17 protein-coding genes are annotated in these 17,834 nt (G+C 58.7%); 4 read left to right on the top strand and 13 right to left on the bottom strand.

What is annotated here, in order from left to right:
• Positions 1-24: 24 nt before the first annotated feature.
• The 10 genes from J5Y21_RS02870 to dnaG all read right to left on the bottom strand — a co-directional run bounded on the left by J5Y21_RS02870 (position 25) and on the right by dnaG (position 12,433).
• Positions 25-1,032 (bottom strand): glycosyltransferase, encoded by a 1,008-nt coding sequence (locus J5Y21_RS02870; protein WP_210572676.1) that lies wholly within the window; start codon positions 1,030-1,032, stop codon positions 25-27.
• A gap of 237 nt (positions 1,033-1,269) precedes the next feature.
• Positions 1,270-2,541, bottom strand: coding sequence for a nucleotide sugar dehydrogenase (locus J5Y21_RS02865; RefSeq protein WP_210572673.1), 1,272 nt, complete (start codon positions 2,539-2,541; stop codon positions 1,270-1,272).
• Between the two features lie 113 nt (positions 2,542-2,654).
• Positions 2,655-3,482 carry an ABC transporter ATP-binding protein gene (locus J5Y21_RS02860; protein ID WP_246874877.1) on the bottom strand — a complete coding sequence of 276 codons (828 nt, stop codon included), beginning with the start codon at positions 3,480-3,482 and terminating at the stop codon, positions 2,655-2,657.
• Positions 3,466-4,326 carry an ABC transporter permease gene (locus J5Y21_RS02855; RefSeq protein ID WP_210572657.1) on the bottom strand — a complete coding sequence of 287 codons (861 nt, stop codon included), beginning with the start codon at positions 4,324-4,326 and terminating at the stop codon, positions 3,466-3,468. Before J5Y21_RS02855 ends, J5Y21_RS02860 begins: the two co-directional genes overlap by 17 nt.
• 3 nt (positions 4,327-4,329) lie before the next feature.
• On the bottom strand, positions 4,330-5,652 hold the full coding sequence (locus J5Y21_RS02850; RefSeq protein ID WP_246874897.1) for a nucleotide sugar dehydrogenase: 1,323 nt from the start codon (positions 5,650-5,652) through the stop codon (positions 4,330-4,332).
• Between the two features lie 19 nt (positions 5,653-5,671).
• A complete protein-coding gene (locus tag J5Y21_RS02845) occupies positions 5,672-7,126 on the bottom strand; it encodes a glycosyltransferase family 4 protein (RefSeq protein WP_210572653.1) in 1,455 nt (484 codons plus the stop codon).
• Between the two features lie 32 nt (positions 7,127-7,158).
• Positions 7,159-8,454, bottom strand: a complete 1,296-nt coding sequence (locus J5Y21_RS02840) for a glycosyltransferase family 4 protein (protein ID WP_210572652.1) — start codon at positions 8,452-8,454, stop codon at positions 7,159-7,161.
• A gap of 4 nt (positions 8,455-8,458) precedes the next feature.
• The gene (wecB, locus tag J5Y21_RS02835) at positions 8,459-9,616 is read right to left on the bottom strand and encodes a UDP-N-acetylglucosamine 2-epimerase (non-hydrolyzing) (RefSeq protein WP_246874876.1); all 1,158 of its coding nucleotides are present in this window, start codon (positions 9,614-9,616) and stop codon (positions 8,459-8,461) included.
• A 93-nt stretch (positions 9,617-9,709) separates the two neighbouring features.
• Positions 9,710-10,321 carry a MazG nucleotide pyrophosphohydrolase domain-containing protein gene (locus tag J5Y21_RS02830; RefSeq protein ID WP_210572647.1) on the bottom strand — a complete coding sequence of 204 codons (612 nt, stop codon included), beginning with the start codon at positions 10,319-10,321 and terminating at the stop codon, positions 9,710-9,712.
• A gap of 222 nt (positions 10,322-10,543) precedes the next feature.
• A complete protein-coding gene (gene dnaG / locus J5Y21_RS02825) occupies positions 10,544-12,433 on the bottom strand; it encodes a DNA primase (protein WP_210572643.1) in 1,890 nt (629 codons plus the stop codon).
• A 42-nt stretch (positions 12,434-12,475) separates the two neighbouring features.
• On the opposite strand from dnaG, the gene J5Y21_RS02820 reads away from it, so the two are divergent.
• The 3 genes from J5Y21_RS02820 to J5Y21_RS02810 are packed head-to-tail and all read left to right on the top strand — an operon-like array spanning position 12,476 to position 13,537.
• On the top strand, positions 12,476-12,889 hold the full coding sequence (locus tag J5Y21_RS02820) for a ribonuclease domain-containing protein (protein ID WP_210572640.1): 414 nt from the start codon (positions 12,476-12,478) through the stop codon (positions 12,887-12,889).
• Positions 12,889-13,134 (top strand): hypothetical protein, encoded by a 246-nt coding sequence (locus tag J5Y21_RS02815; protein WP_210572637.1) that lies wholly within the window; start codon positions 12,889-12,891, stop codon positions 13,132-13,134. The genes J5Y21_RS02820 and J5Y21_RS02815 overlap by 1 nt, the downstream gene beginning before the upstream one ends.
• A gap of 10 nt (positions 13,135-13,144) precedes the next feature.
• The gene (locus J5Y21_RS02810) at positions 13,145-13,537 is read left to right on the top strand and encodes a DUF3224 domain-containing protein (RefSeq protein WP_210572634.1); all 393 of its coding nucleotides are present in this window, start codon (positions 13,145-13,147) and stop codon (positions 13,535-13,537) included.
• Here J5Y21_RS02810 and J5Y21_RS02805 read toward each other — a convergent pair.
• Entirely contained in the window at positions 13,534-14,799 is a 1,266-nt protein-coding gene (locus tag J5Y21_RS02805; protein ID WP_210572631.1) for a deoxyguanosinetriphosphate triphosphohydrolase, read from the bottom strand. The two genes, J5Y21_RS02810 and J5Y21_RS02805, sit on opposite strands and share 4 nt — an antisense overlap.
• A 69-nt stretch (positions 14,800-14,868) precedes the next feature.
• On the opposite strand from J5Y21_RS02805, the gene J5Y21_RS02800 reads away from it, so the two are divergent.
• Entirely contained in the window at positions 14,869-16,878 is a 2,010-nt protein-coding gene (locus J5Y21_RS02800; protein ID WP_210572629.1) for a TPM domain-containing protein, read from the top strand.
• Here the strand turns inward: J5Y21_RS02800 and J5Y21_RS02795 are convergent.
• Entirely contained in the window at positions 16,875-17,303 is a 429-nt protein-coding gene (locus J5Y21_RS02795; protein WP_210572616.1) for a hypothetical protein, read from the bottom strand. The genes J5Y21_RS02800 and J5Y21_RS02795 overlap by 4 nt on opposite strands.
• A gap of 11 nt (positions 17,304-17,314) precedes the next feature.
• Positions 17,315-17,833, bottom strand: coding sequence for a hypothetical protein (locus tag J5Y21_RS02790; protein ID WP_210572614.1), 519 nt, complete (start codon positions 17,831-17,833; stop codon positions 17,315-17,317).
• Position 17,834: the final 1 nt, after the last annotated feature.

The following is a 17,834-nucleotide window of genomic DNA, read 5'->3' as shown; positions in this document are numbered from 1 at the left end:
AGTTTGCAGGTATCACAGTAGCTCCTAGTTGACGTTCTTATTCGCGATCTTGCAGATAATCGAAGCTGCTTCAGCAGCACCATTTGCAGGTTTCATTAATGCCTGAGCTGCCTTCATGTTCTTGCGGAGCTCAGGGTTATTTAGCCTATTTATTTGGTCGTATAGCTCCTGCGGAGTTGTAGCGAGCAAGCCCAAACCCTGTGATTGCAACCCAGACACTCTCCGAAATTGATCATCAGTTTTAGTTGCTTCATTAGGAACGAAAACTGCTGGCAATCCTCGCGCAACTGCTTCCTGGCAGCTGTTATAACCTCCAGCAAACACTCCCGCATCGAATGCACCCAGATAGTCGATTAGGGGGAACGCCTCTATACTCCTGCAACCAGATATCGCATTCGGAGAAAGCGGATTCTGCACCACCACGGGTTCCCATCCCTCGCCGAGTGAACGAACCGCCTTAAGAGCAACTGACAAATAATCCGTCGTGTCGTTAATGACACCAGCGCCAAGTTGAACTAGGAAAAAATTACCGTTTTCAGGCAAACCAAGCTTGGATCGAGCTTTACCACGAGACAAACTTCTATCCTGGTGTCCTGACACGATCGGAGGCACATAGTCGACATCAATTCCGGGACCGGCATCCACGGACTCTGCGCAACCATAATCCTCAGGGACGAGCACGTGGTCAACGTATTTCGCGGCATGATGACGCTGCTCCGAACTCCTATCGACCGCGTCCCGCCAGCATCCCCTCTGCAACCAGATAAGCGGACATCTTGAGTTCTTGACGATTTGAACAAGTCCTCTGTACACAAACGTCCCGTCAAACACGACTGCATCTGGAGAAAATGACTCGAAAACGGATTGAAAATGCGCTTTCATTAGCGTGTTCCACGCCCCACCAGCCATGCCTAAATCGCCGTAAGAGGGGAAATAGATCGTTTTAGCCGGATCGCGGTTAAGACGCCGGTAAGCGCTTGACATCGTATATATGAGGTCACTGCCACCCAGATGTTCCGAAATAGCGTTCACACGCGTCAAATGACCTAGGCCAGCCCCATTGCTAGTTACAAGGAGAATTCTGGGCCTCCCTGAACTAGCTGGGAAAGTTTCCTCGACGCGTTTCCCGGTCTGACGAAAATCATTAGCCGTCGGAGCTTTGTCAATCGCTACTGCCCGCAGAGCTTTTTTCGTTAGCCTTCGAAACGTCTGAGAGGCGGGGCGCTGATTACTGCCCTGCCCAATCAAACTTCTTTTCCTTAATCTCGTTTAAAGACGGTTAGACGGAATCTTAGACTTACCGGTGGTGTCCAAGAACAACTTCGATGCAGCTTCGATTACCTCGAGGTCATATTGCGAATGCCCCTGCAGCAGGACAACAACATCAGCATCCGCCACCGCTTCTTTAAGCTCGCTCGAGCGCATAATCGTGTCGCCAGAGTTCAGCCGCCACCCCTCTACGAAAGGATCATGGTATTTGAGGTTCGCCCCCCTCTTCAGCAACTCTTCGGCAATGGGTACTGCCGGCGACTCTCGCTGATCCGAGATATCCGGCTTGTAAGTGACACCAAGCAAAAGAACGGTCGAGCCAGAAATCGGCTTACGGTCAGCATTCAAAAGCTCTGCAATTCGCTGGACCACATAATTAGGTGCCGAGTTGTTGATCTCCTGTGCCAGTTCGACAAATCTCAACGGGTAACCGAGATTGCGACGCACCTCGTAACTCAGGTAGCCGGGATCGATCGGAATGCAGTGGCCGCCTACACCAGCGCCGGGCGTGAATTTCATGAAACCGAATGGCTTAGTCGAGGCGCCCCTAATGACTTCCCAAACGTCAATATCCATCTCATGGAAAACCCGCGTCAACTCGTTTACCAAAGCAATGTTGACATGGCGGAAGGTATTCTCCAGTAGCTTCGCCGACTCTGCCTCGCGGGTGCCACTCAACGGAACAACCTCATCGACGAAGTCCGAATAAAAGGCTGCGGTACGCTCAGCCGATACAGGGTTGATGCCACCGACCAGCTTTGGTGTGTTCTTGATGCCGAAATGCTTGGATCCGGGGTCCACGCGTTCGGGGCTGAAGGCCACCTGGAAGTCTGACCCCGCCCGAAGGCCAGATTTCCCTTCAAGAATCGGCACACAAAAGTCTTCAGTCGTGCCTGGATAGGTGGTCGATTCGAGGATGACAAGGGTGTCTTCTGTTAGGTGCTCGCCGACATTCTGGCAGGCCGACTCGACGTACTTCAGATCGGGGGCACCCGCATCACCGAGTGGCGTGGGCACACAAATAACGACAACGTTGGACTCTGCGACAACCGATGCATCGACGGTCGCTTCGTAACCATTCTCAACCATTGTCGCGATGTCCTCATTGCTCAGGTCGTCGACATGCGATTCTCCTGCGTTGAGGCGGGCCACTACTGCATCCGAAACATCGAGCCCAAACACTTTCCACCCTGCAGCAGATGCTGCTTGCGCAAGCGGCAGGCCAACGTAGCCCTGGCCAACAATCGTCACGACCCTCGAGGAATCATTCATTTCTATCCACGTACTCCTTCATTGAGTATCTAATTTTCTTCAGCTGTAGAGTTCAGCTCGATGTTCTATGGTTACCACGGATACGCTGATTCAGCAGCACTTGTGTGTTCGCGTTAGTACCTTGGAATCTTCGAACTCAAAAGGACTCGAGGCTGCTCATATCCAGCCTTTACTTCGGCCATTATCTCAGACGCTCTGTCATCCTTTCTCTTGGCCCGCGCTTTATTCCAGGCCTCGTACTTAGGGGCTATGTCACCTACATCTCCGTCTGCAACAACTTCACCCTGATCGATCCAAACTACTCGTTCGCACTGACGACGGATCTGGGCAGCCGAATGCGAGACGAGAACGACCGTGCCACTGTTATCGAGAAACTCATCCATTCTCTCACGCGCCTTCAACGCGAAAGTGGAATCGCCGGTAGAAAGCGCTTCGTCGATCAGCAAAATCTCGGAAGGTGTCGCAGTGGCGATTGCGAATTTCAGGCGCGCTTTCATACCAGAGGAATAAGTCTTCATTGGGCGGCTAAACGCTTCCCCAAGTTCGGTCCACTCTTTGACCTCTTGGGACAATCTCTTAGCTTCTTCCGGGGAAAATCCTTTGGCAAGTAACCCAAGTCGGGCATTTTGTTCTCCCGTCAGTGTCGCCTGCAACGCAGCCGAAACACTGAGCAATGTCGGACGACTCGAAACATATACGTTTCCGGAGGTTGGCGACAGAGCTCCTGCAATGATCGACAGAAGCGTGGATTTTCCGGAGCCATTCCTCCCCAAAATGCCCACCGACTCACCTTTGGAGGTTACAAAGGAAACACCTTTAAGAGCTTCGACTCGGATCTTGTTTCGACTGAAGGGAAGAGTGTTTGCCGAGCCTGACTTGCTCATCGTGTACGTATGTTCAACGTTCTGAACCGCAATCGTGGCTTTATCGAATGTTTCCATACCGCGCCTCCGCCATCCAGAAGAAGATGAAGCCGACAAGCGTCAGTCCTACGCTCCAACCTAAAAGGTACACCCAAGTAAACAGATCAGGTGAGTGACCATCGAGCACCGATGTTCGAACTGCTGTCAGCACCTGGTAGATCGGATTCAACTTCATCAGCAGCGCCAAGGTCTCGTGGTTCACAAATCGCTCAATAGAGAAGAAGACACCCGACAAGAAGAATAAACCGCGAACCATCAGTGTGAAGAGCGAACGTAAATCCGGAATAAAGGCCGTGGCTCGGGCAACAATGAAACTAGAGCCAAGGGCGAAAAGCTGCACAAGAAAATAAATTGGGATCACAAGTAGCACAGTCAGGCTGACTGGCGTGTCCGATTGAAATGCCAAAGCAAGAGCAATACCCACGATCGCTGGAGCAATACCGTCAAGAAAGTTCTTCACGGCAGTCGAGAAGATCACTGCTGCACGGGGAAAATGAAACGAGTTCACTAGGGCTTTGGATTTCTGAACCTGACCCATACCGGTTGTAATGCCACGAGTCGATATACGAAAAAATACGACGCCAAGAATCAGGAAGCCCGGAAAGTTGTCCATTCCCTTCGACACGTGCAGCACGACGCCGAAGATGAAACCGTAGAACATGAATTGAAGCAAGGGGTCGAGCACGATCCAGAGTCGGCCCAAAAATGTGTCTTGCCCCGATTTCAATGCAGCACCCCGCGCATAAGCGACGACGAAGTGGCGAGTTTGCCAAAGTTCTTTGACGTACTGGCCCAGGGTCGGCTGAGTCTGTAATTCTGAGAGATGCTCATCTTCAACAAGAATGAGGCGGCTCCGAGCCATGGGCTAATGCACCTTTCCTAACTCTCCGCTTCCCAACAACTTGAATCGACGCGAAGAACGTAAGCCTACAAAGTCTAAAACTTTTGCCGTGCTGTCGGCAAAGACCTCCATGGTCTCGAAAGCGGAGTGCGCAACGAGGAGAACATGTAATACCCCTGCGCCACCCGCTTCAAAGGCTGTTACTAGCTCAGCATTCCGGATCGCCGAAACCTCGTGAGCTTCCCTTTTCACCATAGGATCAACCACAAAGAATCTCTTGTCTGGGAACCTCTGTAAGCACTTATCGACGACCGCCAGCGCCGGCGACTCTCTCAAATCATCGACATCTGCCTTGTACGTGACACCATAGAAGACAATTTCCTCCCACGCGCCGTTGACGATCTCGCACGAGATTTCCTCGACAACCCATCGGGTTTTCCCGTTATTCACGCCCCTCGCGGTTTCAATCAAAGGAGCATTGTCACTAGTACTTGCGAGGAACCACGGATCCACAGCGATGCAGTGGCCGCCAACGCCGGGGCCGGGGTTGAGAATATTGACCCTGGGATGGTTATTTGCGAGCTGCACGAGTTCCCATGCATCGACATCATGTTCAGCGGCAAGCATTGAAAGCTCGTTCGCGAATGCGATATTCACATCTCGATAGGCATTCTCGGCGAGTTTGACCATCTCTGCAGTAGGGGCATCAGTCTTCAGCACTTCGGACTTCGTTGCCAGAGAATACAGATGCGCAGCCCTCTCAGTCGCTTCGGTATCAATCCCGCCGACGACTCGAGAGTTCGTAGCAAATTCGTTCAAAATGCGTCCGGGCATCACGCGCTCTGGGCAGTACGCAATAGAAACGCACTCTTCCTTCCCGGAATCGAAGTTCAAATCTTTGCGCAAATCAGCCAAATAATCCCGCAATGCCTTCGTCGTGCCCGGGGGCGACGTCGATTCCAAGATCACCAAGTCACCACGTGAAAGAACCGGGGCAATTGCCTCAGCGGCGGCCCAAATATTGGATACGTCCGCCGTTTTATCGTCTTTGAGGGGTGTGGGCACAGCAATCAAGAAATGTCTTGCCGGCTGGACATCGGTGCTGGTGCGAAGACAGCCCTGCTTCATCGCGCTGTCGAGAGCCTCTTTTAGACCGGGCTCGTCGATACGCAAAGTGCCCTGGCCAATATCGCGGACACGGTCCGCATTGATGTCGACGCCAAGAACCCGCAATCCCGATTGCGCAAAGACAACAGCAGTCGGCAGACCAATGTAACCAAGACCAAGAACACAAAGGTCAAAGCAGGAATCAAGGTCTTTTGCGGTCACCAACTGCGTTTCCTCCATAGCCACGGGCCATCTGCAATCAACTGGACGGGATTCTCCCAGAGTACAACCGCTGGAGTTGGATCGAGGTTTCATCCCATGTCAGTTGCGCCGCCCAGGCGGAGGCATCGAGGTAATCGTAGGTGCCTTCGACGACGTGAGTAACAGACTCGGCTAGTTGTTCCGGATTGCCCGGGGCAACGTAAACAGCAGCATTTCCCGTGATTTCGCGAACCGCGGGCAGGTCGGATGCGACCACGGGGATTCCCAGAAGCATTGCGTTTGCGGCCTTCAAAGGTGTCACTGCTCGAGTCACATCCAGATCCAGTCTGGGGAGGACGAAAACGTCGAGCTTGCGGTACCAGTCAATGATTTCGTTCCTCGGCTGCTGGCCAGCGAAGCGAACGCGATGCGTCAAGCCGAGAGATTCAGCCAGATTTTCGAGTTCGTCGCGTTGTGCACCATCGCCGACGATCAAAGCCGTCACATGCTCCGGCAGACACTCGAGAGAGCGGATCAACACATCGAGCCCCTCATACGGAACGACTGAAGTCGCTGTCCCGATGACGAATTCGCTCTTAGTCGTGTCGAGAGGCGGCTTCTGGTGGGCGAGAAGAGCTGGATCAGCTGTGTTCCGGATAACGTGAATCCGCTCGGCCTCTACTCCCCTACCAATGAGGTCCTGGCGCGACAGCTCACTCAAGGCAACTACTGCGGCCGCCGATCTTGCCGCTTCGGTCTCCTGGGCACGCCAGCGAAGAAACTGCTCAGACTTAGCGCTTCGCTCCACGCCTTCAGGTGCCGATGTTGAAAGCCATGTCTTTTCAAGCTCACCCCGCACCTCGTAGATCCACGGAACGCCGAGGATCGTGGCGGCCCGGGAAACAGCGAGGGCGTTGTGGAATCCGGTGGTTGTGTGAAGGACCGTGGCCCCGTTGCGGCGGGCTTCCTCGACGATCGCGTCTGCGGAAGCTTCAATCCATTTCTCTGCGCTGAGCGGAAAGATCCACGGGATGGCTCGTCGATAAGCAATACCGTCCACGAGTGATTCGTTTTGGGCTGAAGGCTGTCCGATGACCATGGGATAGCCCAGGCGGGTCAGAGCCGTGGCATCAATGCCGGCACGTTTCGCCGATTCCAGGATCAAATGAGTGCGATTGGAGTAGCCGGAGTTGGTGTATGGAAAGGAGTTTCCCACCACGTAGGTCACCCGGGGATTATCCGAATGTTCTAACGGCTTGCTCCTCTCAAACTCCGCGTCGAGAAAATGCTCGTAGAACTGTGTTCGGAACGTAACGCTCAGATGACCGAGTGCACGAACCGGATTGATGGTGAAGGATTTGGATTGTTTTTGAGCCCCCTGTAGATCCCCGGCGGCTAGAAGTTTGCCAGCTTCAGTCAGTAATCCGGTCGCGGAACTTGGAGCCTTTCGCCCGAGGCGTCGATATACCTTCGATCTCAGCTCGGCTGGGTCGAATATTGCAAGGAAAGCCATTGAAGACACGAAACAGGTCAGCGCCCTGAGGTTCAACGCCCGCTCCCATCGGCAGTGATCTGGCTGAGCAGGCGAGCAAGTTTCTCAATCGTGCGCTTCTCACGCTCTTCCGCCACCCATGCGAGAGCATTGCTCCCCATCTCAAGCGCCTCTTTATTTGCAGCTAAACGCTGCCACATCTCTGCGAGAGCTTCCGGATCATCGGGGGCGACGACATCGCCGGCTCCAAGAGCCTCAATCAGTTCAGCACTTTCTCCTGTGATCGAACCGGAAATATGGATGCGGTTTTGCATGAGCTCGAAGGTCTTGCTCGGGATGGCGCTGTCAAGGGGGCCCCAGTTGGCAAGGTGGACCAGTGCGCTATCCGCCCACTCGTAATGCTCTTCGAGTTCGGAAGCCCTGACGTTGTCAATGAAGTCGACATCGACGTTGAGGTTCTCCGCTAAGTCTTTCAACGCTTCGACGGCTACGCCAGAACCGATAAGACGAAGATTGACCCTCGTGCCGTGTTCGCGGGCCACGGCTACGGCCTCAACGGCATTCGAGAGCATCTGTGCGCGGCCGATCGTGCCCGCGTACATCACGTTGAGCTCGCCGCCGGACGAGACCGAATGGTTTTTGCGCATAGTCTCCGACGGAAACACGTTGAAGATTGTCTCCATCGGCTTCTCGGAATGCGCTGGAACAACGCGAGGATTCTCAGCCAGCTGCTTCCTCAGCAGGTTCGAGGTCGTGATCATTCCAGCACTGTTGCGGTACGACCGGAGCATCACCCGTTCCACAATGGCCGCGAGGACCTGGAACGGCCCCCGCTTCAGAATCTTCTCCCTCATCGAAGTCTTGCCGGTGCCGTCGTTCCATCGATCGTGCTCGGTGAGAAGATCGGGCCACGAATCGCGGAGATCGATGATGTAAGGAACTTTGAGTCCCCGAGCAACCAGCTCTGTCACCCATGCAGTGGGCAACGCGGGAACTGTGCCGATGACTAGATCCGGGGAAAACCCTTTAAGCGGGCCTTTGCGACGCCACGCGGTGGTGATCATCCCGAGCGCGGCATAGGCCTGGGCCGCAATGCGCCCCGAAAGAGAGTGCCCGGACTCGAGGAATCCGCACCGGGCGATCGGCTCGCCATTCGGCCCTGTCAGTAGTTCCTCCGGCTGAAACTCTCTCGTACGGCGCTGGGAGTCTTTCACCCTGTAGCTCGGATACGGCGCGACAACACGGACCTCGTGACCGAGCTGCTGAAGCAGCGACGTCAGCCATGCCCAGCGTCGCTGTGGGACTCCGTTTTCGGGATGCCAGTACTGAGACAAGACAAGGATTTTCACCCCGTTAGTTCCTCCCCTCGTTCTGATTCTCTAAATCGAAGTACTCCGTCAGCGCTGCCACCACACGTTCAGCAGCCCGCCCGTCGCCAAAAGCGTTCAGGGATTCGGACATTTCTCGGTACTGGTTCTCATCCTCGAGGAGCAGAGCTGTCTCGGAGACAATGCCGTCTCGCGCCGTTCCGATGAGCTTGGCATTACCTGCACTCACAGCTTCGTGGCGTTCCGTGTTCGCCCTCATGACAAGCACAGGTTTCCCGAGCGCTGGCGCCTCTTCTTGGATGCCGCCCGAATCAGTCACGACGAAGTAGGAACGATTCATCAGCGATATGAACTCGTCGTACGGCATCGGATCGCAGACCAAGATATTCGGCTGCCCTTCGGTCTTAGGGATCAGGTTTTCGCGGATCACTGGGTTCAAGTGCAGCGGAAGCACGAAGCCCGTGTCAGGGAATTGCTCCGCCAACTGCCGGAATGCCTCTCCGATCTGCGCGGCCGCAAAGACATTTTCCCGTCGGTGAGTCGTGCCGAGAACCACACGATCGTACGACCTCAGGAACTCATCGAGGACCTGATTGCTCAGTTTCGTGTCCCAGGTTTTCGCCAGATGGAGCGCATCAATGACGGTGTTTCCCACCAGCTTGATTGTGGCGGGCTCCACATTCTCACGCAGCAGATTATCTACTGCAGTCTGGGTAGGAGCAAGATGCAGGCCCGTCACCTGGCTGACGATCTTCCGGTTCGCTTCTTCGGGGAACGGTGACCAGAGATTGTCCGACCGCAGGCCAGCTTCCACATGAACCACTTGCACATGCTGGTTGAAGCCAGCGAGAGCTGCGCCCACAGCCGTGGTGGTATCCCCCTGAACGACGAGCGCATCCGGGGATTCTTCATCGATGATCGGATCCAAGCCATCGATGGCTTTGGCGATGATCTGGTTGAGGTTTTGCCCGCGCACCATGAGGTTCAAGTTGTAGTCGATGCGAAGACCGAAACGCTTGCTTACTTGGTCCAGCATCTCCTTGTGCTGCCCCGTGGAAACGGTGACTACGGAGAAACCGGGACTCTCTTGAAGCTGCCTGATCACCGGAGCAAGCTTGATGGCTTCAGGGCGCGTACCAAAGACAACCATGACCTTGAGCATGGGAGCTTGGGCGAACTCCATTGAGAATTCCAACCTACTGAGGGACAAATTGACAGTACGTACTGTAGCCGAGTGACGCGCACGGCTCGCGCTAAACCGATCTCACAATCGGCCCTACTTCTCCCTCTCCCTCGCCTTCCCCTCCGCCCACAGGCGGTCCTGCTCCTCTTTCGCCACGGTGCCGGTGGAGCCGTCGAAGAGGTACGGGGCGCGGTTTTTCATCTTGTCCACGAAGGCTTGGGCGACGTCGGGGAAGCTGAAAGCGCCGCGGCGGGACGCGATCTCGGCGTGGAAGAGGATTTGGAGGAGGAGGTCGGAGAGTTCCTTCTTGAGGGCGTCGTCGGGGTGGTGGTTGCGGATGGCGTCGATAAGCTCGCGCGATTCTTGCTCGAGGTACTCGATGAGCGACTCGTGTGTTTGGGCCATCTCCCACTCGCCGCGGGTGCGGGCGGTGCGCATGACGGACTGGGCTTGGAAGAGCGGGTCCGAAAGCGAGGGCGCCTCGATGAGCTGCTCCCCCGCTGCGACGCGTTTCTGTGCCTCGGGGTCAGTGATATCGGTAGTGACCAGGGTGCCCTGCGCGGATTCGGTGGTGGCGATGTCGCCCAAGTTCCAGCGTACGGAAACAGGTACCTCGTCGGTGTACGTGATCGGTCCTTCAAGGCTGGTGGCGGCGGCCAACGGGATCATGTCGGGCCAGCGGGGGTCCAGGACGAGGATGGTCATGGGAACGATAGTAGAGGTTCGGTTCTTGTCTCTGTCGAGTACCTGATCTCCATTGCTTAGTAATCCAGGTCGCTTGTTTCCCGCGCGAAATGCTACGGTAACGCCAGACCGTTCAAATGGCTTCGCCCCTTTGCGGTAGGGCCCAGCTAAACTCCCTCGCTTAGCGACAGTTGCTGGGTCCCTTTGGTTTTTGAGTGATCTCAACCGAATTCGGATTCAGTGTTATCCCCGGAACGCCCGGTCGTTCAGCTCCCGCCGCGCCTGCTCGAGTGCGACGAGGTCGGAGAAGAGGGCGTTGTAGGCCATCTCGTCGTCGCTGGGCCGCATGCGCTGCAGCTGGGATTTGAGCTGGGCGATCTGGTTGCCCACGCGGACTTCTTGCAGGCGGGAGAGGACGGAATCGGCGTAGGAGGCGGGGTCCTCAGCGAGGATCTCCTCGACGGCAAGTTCGGAGACGAAATTGCGGCCGGCGGCATCGACCATCTCGTCGGCGATGTGCGCAATCCAGCTGGAACCGGCATTGGAGGCGCCGCCGACTGTGCCCATGGCATCGCGGACGGCGCGGTAGGCGGGGTGGGTGAATGCGTCGGGGTTGATGCCGTCGAAATAGCTGCCCGCGGCCTCCGGGTATTGGAGAGCCACCTTGAGGGCTTCACGCTGGGCCCACAGCAGCGGGTCCTGCGGGTCGGGCAGCTCAAATGCCGGTTGGTTGGGAGCAGGCTGGTTCGGCTGCGTCGGGGTGGCCATCTCCCAGGCGGAGCGCTTGACCTGCTTCGGCTTCTTGGCCTCCTCGCGGACCTGGCGGATCACCTCATTCGGGTCGGGCCACCCCACCCAGCCGGCGAGCTGGCGGGCATATTCGGTCTGCAGTGGGGTGTCGCGGATCTGGGCGACGACGGGCACCGTTCGACGAAGCGCCTGCAAACGTCCTTCGGCGGTATCGAGAGAGAAGTCCTGGAGGAGAGACTCGATGACGAACTCGAACATCGGAACGCGACTAGCCACCAGATCGCGGACGGCCGAATCACCCTTGGCCATGCGCAGATCACACGGGTCCATGCCGTCGGGGGCAACGGAGACAAAAGACTGGCCGGTGAATTGCTGGTCGCCTTCGAAGGCGCGCATCGCGGCTTTTTGGCCGGCCTCGTCGCCGTCGAAGGTGTAGATCAGCTCGCCGCGGAAGTAATTGTCGTCCAGCATGAGACGGCGGATGATGCTCATGTGGTCCTTGCCGAAGGCAGTGCCGCAGGCAGCGACAGCTGTTTTCACACCGGCGGCATGCATGGCCATGACGTCGGTGTAGCCCTCCACGACCACGCACTGGTGGCCGGCGGCGATATTCTTCTTCGCCAGGTCAAGCCCGAAGAGCACCTTGGACTTGTGGTACAGCATCGTGTCCTGGGTGTTCATGTACTTGCCCATCGGGTCATCGTCGAAGAGCTTCCGGGCACCGAACCCGATCACGTTGCCCGCGACATCCTTGATCGGCCACAGCAGGCGGCGCCGGAACTTGTCGATGGGCCCCCGCCGCCCCATTGTCGACAAGCCCGCATCGACGAGCTCTTCGACCTCGAAGCCTTTGCGCAGTAAGTGCTTCGTCAGCGTGTCCCAACCGTCGGGCGCGTAGCCACACTCGAAGTGGTGGATGATCTCGCGGTCAAAGCCGCGGTCAAGGAGGAAACGCCGGCCCACTTCCGCTTCCGGCTGCTCCAGCATGTCGCGGTAAAACTCGTGCGCGGCCTTATTCGCCGCGATGAGGCGGGCGCGTGTGCCGGGCTTCACATCGCGGGCGCCTGTGGATCCGCCCTGGTAGTTGATGTGGTAGCCGATCTCCTCCGCGACGGCTTCGACCGCTTCGGGGAAGCTCAGCTGCTCCATTTCCATCATGAAGGAGAAGACGTCGCCGCCTTTGCCCGTGGAGAAGCAGTGGTAATAACCGCGGACCGGACGCACGTGGAACGACGGCGTTTTCTCGTCCTTGAACGGGCTCAGCCCCTTCAACGAGTCGTGTCCGGCGGGCTTGAGCTGGACGTACTCCCCCACAATGTCCGCGATATTGGCGCGCTCGCGGATAGCCTCGATGTCACTATCCGGAATTCTGCCCCTAGCCATGGCGCACATCCTACCGCGCGGGGGTGTGTTTAAAATGAACCCATGTCTACTGAAGGAGACAGTTCGAGCCATTCAGTGGCTCTGCCGTTGATCCTCATCATCGGCCTCATCACGCTCGTCGCCACCGTGTACTCAATCGTGCACGATCCGGACAGCACCGACGGGATCCGCGAGTGCACGTCGGTGCCGCAAGAAGCAACACAGCTTATCGACGTCATCCATGCCGGCGGCCCCTTCCCCCACCCCTCCAACGACGGCAAACACTTTGGCAATTACGAGCAGATCCTGCCGGCGGAGAACTCCGATTATTACCGCGAGTACACCGTGGACACACCCGGCGTGAACCACCGCGGGGAACGCCGCATTGTCACCGGCGGCGGCACCGAAACCGACCCGGACGTGTACTACTACACCGACGACCACTACGAGTCCTTCTGCGAAATGGTGGTGGAGTAATGCCCGTGAACACCATCGTCATCGCCCGCCCCGTCCACTCCATCGAGGACCTCGGCGCCGGCATCATCGATGCCGTCTACGCCTCCGACGAGCGTCCCATCCCGCGCAACCTCGATTCACTCGCCGACCTCCTGCGCGAAACCCGTGCGAGCCGCCTCGTGGTCTCGGATTGGCGGGTCCCCGAAGAACTGACCGGAAAGCTACACAACGTGTTCTCCCGCGAAAGCATCATACTGGTGCGGTAGCATCAGGATCATGCAACCCACTTCTGTCCGTGGCACTTTCGACGTTTCCCTGACCCCCGCTGAAGCTAGCGGCCAGTTGGGCCGATTCCAATTCACCAAACAATGGCATGGATCACTGTCCGGTGCGAGCTCCGGCGAGATGCTCTCCGTGGGCGATCCGAGCACCGGCACTGCGTCGTACACTGCGCTCGAGGTATTTGAGGGCGAGCTCGACGGGCGTAGTGGCGGCTTCGCGTTCCACCAGTACGGCACGATGGTCGATGGCGCCGACGAGCTGCGTTACACCATCGTGCCGGCGTCCGGCTTCGGCGACCTAGAGGGTATCTCCGGTGCACTTGAGCTAGACGTCGATGCTGACGGGACGCATTCCTACACCTTGAGCTACGAGCTGACCGCGTCCTAGAGGTACCCCTCGAAAGAGGCGGTCTTTTTCGCCGTGCGCTCCAGGCGGGACTCCGTCATGGACGCGATCTGGTCGATGATCACGCGCTCGCGCTCGGCGTCCGTGCTGGCCTCGTGCCACCACGCGGCGAACATTGTGTCCAGCGAGCCCGGCGCACCAGCGCTCAGGTAGTCGTAGACGCGGACGATGCGGTCACGCTGGCGGTCTTGCCGGGCGATGTGGGCAGGCATGTCCATTACGTAGAGGACCGCGACGGTCTTGAGTAGGCGAACCTCGGCTTCGGCCTCAGGCGGAATCACGAGCGTGCCGTGCATGCGGCCGACGGGGAAAGGATTCGCAGCTTCCGTAGCAGTGATCACGGCGCCGACATAGCGCCCGACCAGCTCAGACGTCATCTTCTTCAAGGTGACGTAGCCGGAAAGCGAGAAGTCGAAATCAGCGGCGGCGGCGACGATGGGAAGGGAACGGAGGCGGGCGGCGGCGTCGATAAGCTCGTCTGCTGTGCCCCCGAATGCCGCCGCTCCTTTGGCTGCGAGCGCGGCGAGCTCGACGAGATCCCACAGCACCTTCAAATCGACGCGGCCGGAAACGATGCCGTCTTCGACGTCGTGGACGCTGTAGGCGATGTCGTCGGAGCAGTCCATCACCTGCGCCTCCATGGGCGGTATGTCGTCGGTGTGACCTTCGCGCAGCCATGCCAAAACGTCGGCGTCCTCGTCGTACGCGCCGTATTTGCGGTTCACCGACCCGTCCGGGTTCGTGCGGGTACGCGGGTATTTGCACGCGGCATCCAGCGCCGCACGGGTGAGGTTGAGGCCGAAAGAGCCACCGTCCCCGAGAATCTTCGGCTCTAGGCGCGACAAGATCCGCAGGGTCTGCGCATTGCCTTCGAAGCCGCCACATTCACGGGCGAGCTCATTGAGCGCTACTTCGCCGTTGTGCCCGTAGGGCGGGTGGCCGATGTCGTGGGTCAGGCCGGCCATCTCGCACAGGTCGGGGTTCAAGCCCAGCCCCATGCCGATGCTGCGGGAGATCTGCGCGACCTCCAGCGAGTGTGTCAGGCGCGTGCGCGGCGTGTCTCCGTCGCGCGGGCCGACCACCTGGGTCTTGTCCGCCAGGCGGCGCAGTGCCGCGGAGTGCAGGACGCGGGCACGGTCGCGGGCGAATGCATCGCGGTGCTCCTCCATATTGGCGAGCTGCGAGCCTTTCTCCCCCTCCGCCGTGCGGCGAGCAAGGTCCGCGGAATCATACTGGTACGTCATAGCGCCATCGAGCCTAGACGTGTTTGTTTCTTGTCCCCGGTCACCACGCGCACGGGTACCCTAGTGGGCATGACTTCGCGTTACGTCCGTATTGCTCTCGCCGCCCCGATGATCGCCGGCGGCCTCGCATTTTCTGCTGCTCCCCTGGCGCTCGCTGCCACTGATTTCGTGGACGCCCAAGCCACCACAACTGCGGAAGCCTCACTGGCGCCGACGGAGCTGAAGGACAAGGTCACCGACGAAGCCGGTGTGCTCTCCGGCGGGGAGAAGGCGGAGATCGAGGACGCGATCGCGCAGCTGCAGCAGTCCAAGCAGCTCAACGCCTACGTGGTGTACCTGAGCACCTTCGGCGGCGAGGACCCGTCGGAGTGGGTGCGCGCAGCGATCACGGACAAGGGCCCGAACACCGCTGTGATCGCGATTTCGCCGGATGACGGAAAATACAACGTCAACGCCGGCTCCCAGTGGTCCAGCAGCGATGTGGACGCAATGTCGAACGCCGCTTTCGACCAGCTGACCACGAAGAACTACGGCGCGGCGGGCCTGGAGGCGATCAATGCAGTCAACGGCTCCTCCGACGGCGAGGGGGCTGGCCTTGTCGCCGGCGGTCTCGGCGCGGCGGCTCTCGCTGGCGGCGGCTTCTGGCTCTACGGCCGCAACCGCAACAAGAAGCGGGACAGGGAACAGTTGGCCTCGGCACGCGAACTCAATCCGGGAGATGCCGATTCGCTGGGCCGGCTGCCCACGCCAACGCTGGAACAACTGGCCCAGGACACACTGGTCAACACCGACGAGTCCATCCGCGAGGGCAAGGACCAGCTGGAGGTGGCCACCTCTGAATTCGGAGCCGAGCGCGTCCGCCCGTTCACGTCCGCGATGAATGAAGCGACCTCCGCATTGCAGCGCGCATTCGGTATTCATCACCGCCTCTACGACGCGATCCCGGAGACCGAACCGGAAAAGCGCGCGATGCTGATCGACATCATCACCTCCTGTGGCAAGGCCGATCAGGCACTGGCCGACAAGAGCCAGGAGTACGAGGACATGCGCAATGTGCTCATGAACGCCGACAGCGAAATCGACTCGATCTTCCAGCGCACGGTCGATCTGCGCGCACGCGTCGAACCTGCGCGCAACACATTGGAAGGCCTGCAGTCCCGCTATTCGGAGCAGATCCTGAGCTCCATCACCAGCAATGTCGACATCGCTTCCGAGTCCATCGACGAAGCGGAAAAGCAGTTGGAGGAGGCACGAGAGCTCTCCTCACAACCTGCCGGTAAGCAGGGCGCACTCGTGGACATTCTGCGTGGGGCGCAGCGCACAGTCGAAGTCGCGGATAAGAACCTCGGCGCGATCGAGCACGCCGACACCAATATCCAGACCGCGAAGACGAACCTGCCCGCGCTCATTCAAGAAATCGAGGACGAGCTGCGCGAAATCGAGCAGCTCAAGAACGAGCGCGAGCACGGCGCACGCATCGATATCGCTGCCCTTGATTCGATCTCGGCGCGGGCCCGCGAGGAATTGGGCGCAATCGGCAACCGGGGCGAGACCGATCCTTTGGCCGTCTTCACCGAGCTGACGGACTTGGACGCGGATATTGACGCGGAGATCGACAAGGCCCGCGGCGCCGCTACCGACCAGCAACGTAAACTCCAGCTCCTCGACCAGCAGTTGCAGGTCGCAGCAGCTCAGCTGCAGAGCGCCCAGGACCTCATCGAGTCCCGCGGCCGGATCATCGGCTCGACTGCCCGCGCCCTATTGGCTGAAGGCTCCCGCCAGTACGCGGAAGCCCAGAACAACCGCACAAAGAACACGTCGAGCGCGATCGATTCAGCACGCAAGGCAACGGACACTGCCCGTCGCGCCGCGCAGGCAGCCGAGAACGATATCGACGACTACCGCCGCCAGCAGACTGCCCGCACCACCAACTCCATGGCGAATGCCATCATCTGGGGTTCCCTGCTGTCCGGAGGCGGCGGATTTGGGGGCGGCGGCTTCGGTGGCGGAGGCTTCAGCGGGGGCGGCGGCGGAGGTGGCTTCGCCGGCGGTATGAGTGGCCGCGGAGGAAGTTTCTAGATCTTCGTGGTGCGCCCGGGGGTGTCCATGAAGGTCAGCGCCCAGGTGATGAAGGCGAGGTCGGAAAGAGGGGCGGCGTCGTCAAGCTCGACGTGCAATTCCGTTCCTTTGCGCGGACGCGTGCGCGCAACGACGACCCCTTCTTCGTCGACGATGGTGCGGGACGTGCTGAATGCCCCCTCGCGTTGTGCGCGGTAGCTGCGCGGGCCGCAATGGGCGATGAGGTTGCCCGTGCCCAGGCCGCGCATGCGGATTGAGAAATTCTCGTCTGCGCTTTCACCGCTGACCTGCCAACGAAGAGCGCCGGCGGTGTGGGAAACTGCGATGCGCTTCCCGTCAACAGTCAGTTCGTTATCCGCGGTGACAGCGGCGACGACATTTCCGTTGGCGACGAGGCTCGCGCCTTCCCACACTGCGTTGATCATGCTGCTCCTGCTTAGCTTGGTCCGATGAACCACACGGCGATGATGAACACGCTGAGCAACACCATGAAAGCGATGAGCGCGGTGGAATTGATCATCTTCCGTGCTTCGAGCACGAGCCGGCTGACCCATGCAAGGGCCACGATATCGGTGTCGGCGAGGTCTGTCTCGCCCTCGAATTCGAGGATTGCGCGGCGCACCCCGTTGTGGTCGGAGGTGAATTGGGCGACTTTCTGCCCTTCGGCATTGTCGATGATCCAATTCTTGGAGGTCTCCGCCACCATCACGTACCGGCGGTTTTCGATGATGACCGGGATCTGCTTGTCCCGGCGCAGGGAACCGTCGGCGCGAACGATATCGCGGCCGTCGCGACGCGCAATAGCGCCGCCCTCCGGGGTGGTGATGAGCTCCCACACCTCGCCCGAGGTGAGCTCCGCCCGGTCGTGTGTGAATTTCGCGAGCGCGTTCGGCCCCTCTTCGGCGAGCAGCACAGGCGCATCGCGGTCCGCGCGGTCCCAGCTGATGTAATGCATG

This window comes from Corynebacterium sp. Marseille-P3884 (assembly GCF_017942225.1).
GTDB lineage: Bacteria > Actinomycetota > Actinomycetes > Mycobacteriales > Mycobacteriaceae > Corynebacterium.
The sequence above is the reverse complement of the archived record's forward strand: the minus strand, read 5'-3'. Positions and strand labels throughout refer to the sequence as shown.

Excerpts from the sequence above, each read along its gene's own strand:
- dnaG (WP_210572643.1), bottom strand. The coding sequence starts at position 12,433 with ATGGCTAGGGGCAGAATTCCGGATAGTGACATCGAGGCTATCCGCGAG.
- J5Y21_RS02860 (WP_246874877.1), bottom strand. The coding sequence starts at position 3,482 with ATGGAAACATTCGATAAAGCCACGATTGCGGTTCAGAACGTTGAACAT.
- J5Y21_RS02820 (WP_210572640.1), top strand. The coding sequence starts at position 12,476 with ATGTCTACTGAAGGAGACAGTTCGAGCCATTCAGTGGCTCTGCCGTTG.
- J5Y21_RS02810 (WP_210572634.1), top strand. The coding sequence starts at position 13,145 with ATGCAACCCACTTCTGTCCGTGGCACTTTCGACGTTTCCCTGACCCCC.
- J5Y21_RS02865 (WP_210572673.1), bottom strand. The coding sequence starts at position 2,541 with ATGAATGATTCCTCGAGGGTCGTGACGATTGTTGGCCAGGGCTACGTT.
- J5Y21_RS02830 (WP_210572647.1), bottom strand. The coding sequence starts at position 10,321 with ATGACCATCCTCGTCCTGGACCCCCGCTGGCCCGACATGATCCCGTTG.
- J5Y21_RS02795 (WP_210572616.1), bottom strand. The coding sequence starts at position 17,303 with ATGATCAACGCAGTGTGGGAAGGCGCGAGCCTCGTCGCCAACGGAAAT.
- J5Y21_RS02790 (WP_210572614.1), bottom strand. The coding sequence starts at position 17,833 with ATGCATTACATCAGCTGGGACCGCGCGGACCGCGATGCGCCTGTGCTG.
- J5Y21_RS02855 (WP_210572657.1), bottom strand. The coding sequence starts at position 4,326 with ATGGCTCGGAGCCGCCTCATTCTTGTTGAAGATGAGCATCTCTCAGAA.
- J5Y21_RS02815 (WP_210572637.1), top strand. The coding sequence starts at position 12,889 with ATGCCCGTGAACACCATCGTCATCGCCCGCCCCGTCCACTCCATCGAG.
- J5Y21_RS02800 (WP_210572629.1), top strand. The coding sequence starts at position 14,869 with ATGACTTCGCGTTACGTCCGTATTGCTCTCGCCGCCCCGATGATCGCC.
- J5Y21_RS02805 (WP_210572631.1), bottom strand. The coding sequence starts at position 14,799 with ATGACGTACCAGTATGATTCCGCGGACCTTGCTCGCCGCACGGCGGAG.
- J5Y21_RS02845 (WP_210572653.1), bottom strand. The coding sequence starts at position 7,126 with ATGGCTTTCCTTGCAATATTCGACCCAGCCGAGCTGAGATCGAAGGTA.
- J5Y21_RS02850 (WP_246874897.1), bottom strand. The coding sequence starts at position 5,652 with ATGGAGGAAACGCAGTTGGTGACCGCAAAAGACCTTGATTCCTGCTTT.
- wecB (WP_246874876.1), bottom strand. The coding sequence starts at position 9,616 with ATGGAGTTCGCCCAAGCTCCCATGCTCAAGGTCATGGTTGTCTTTGGT.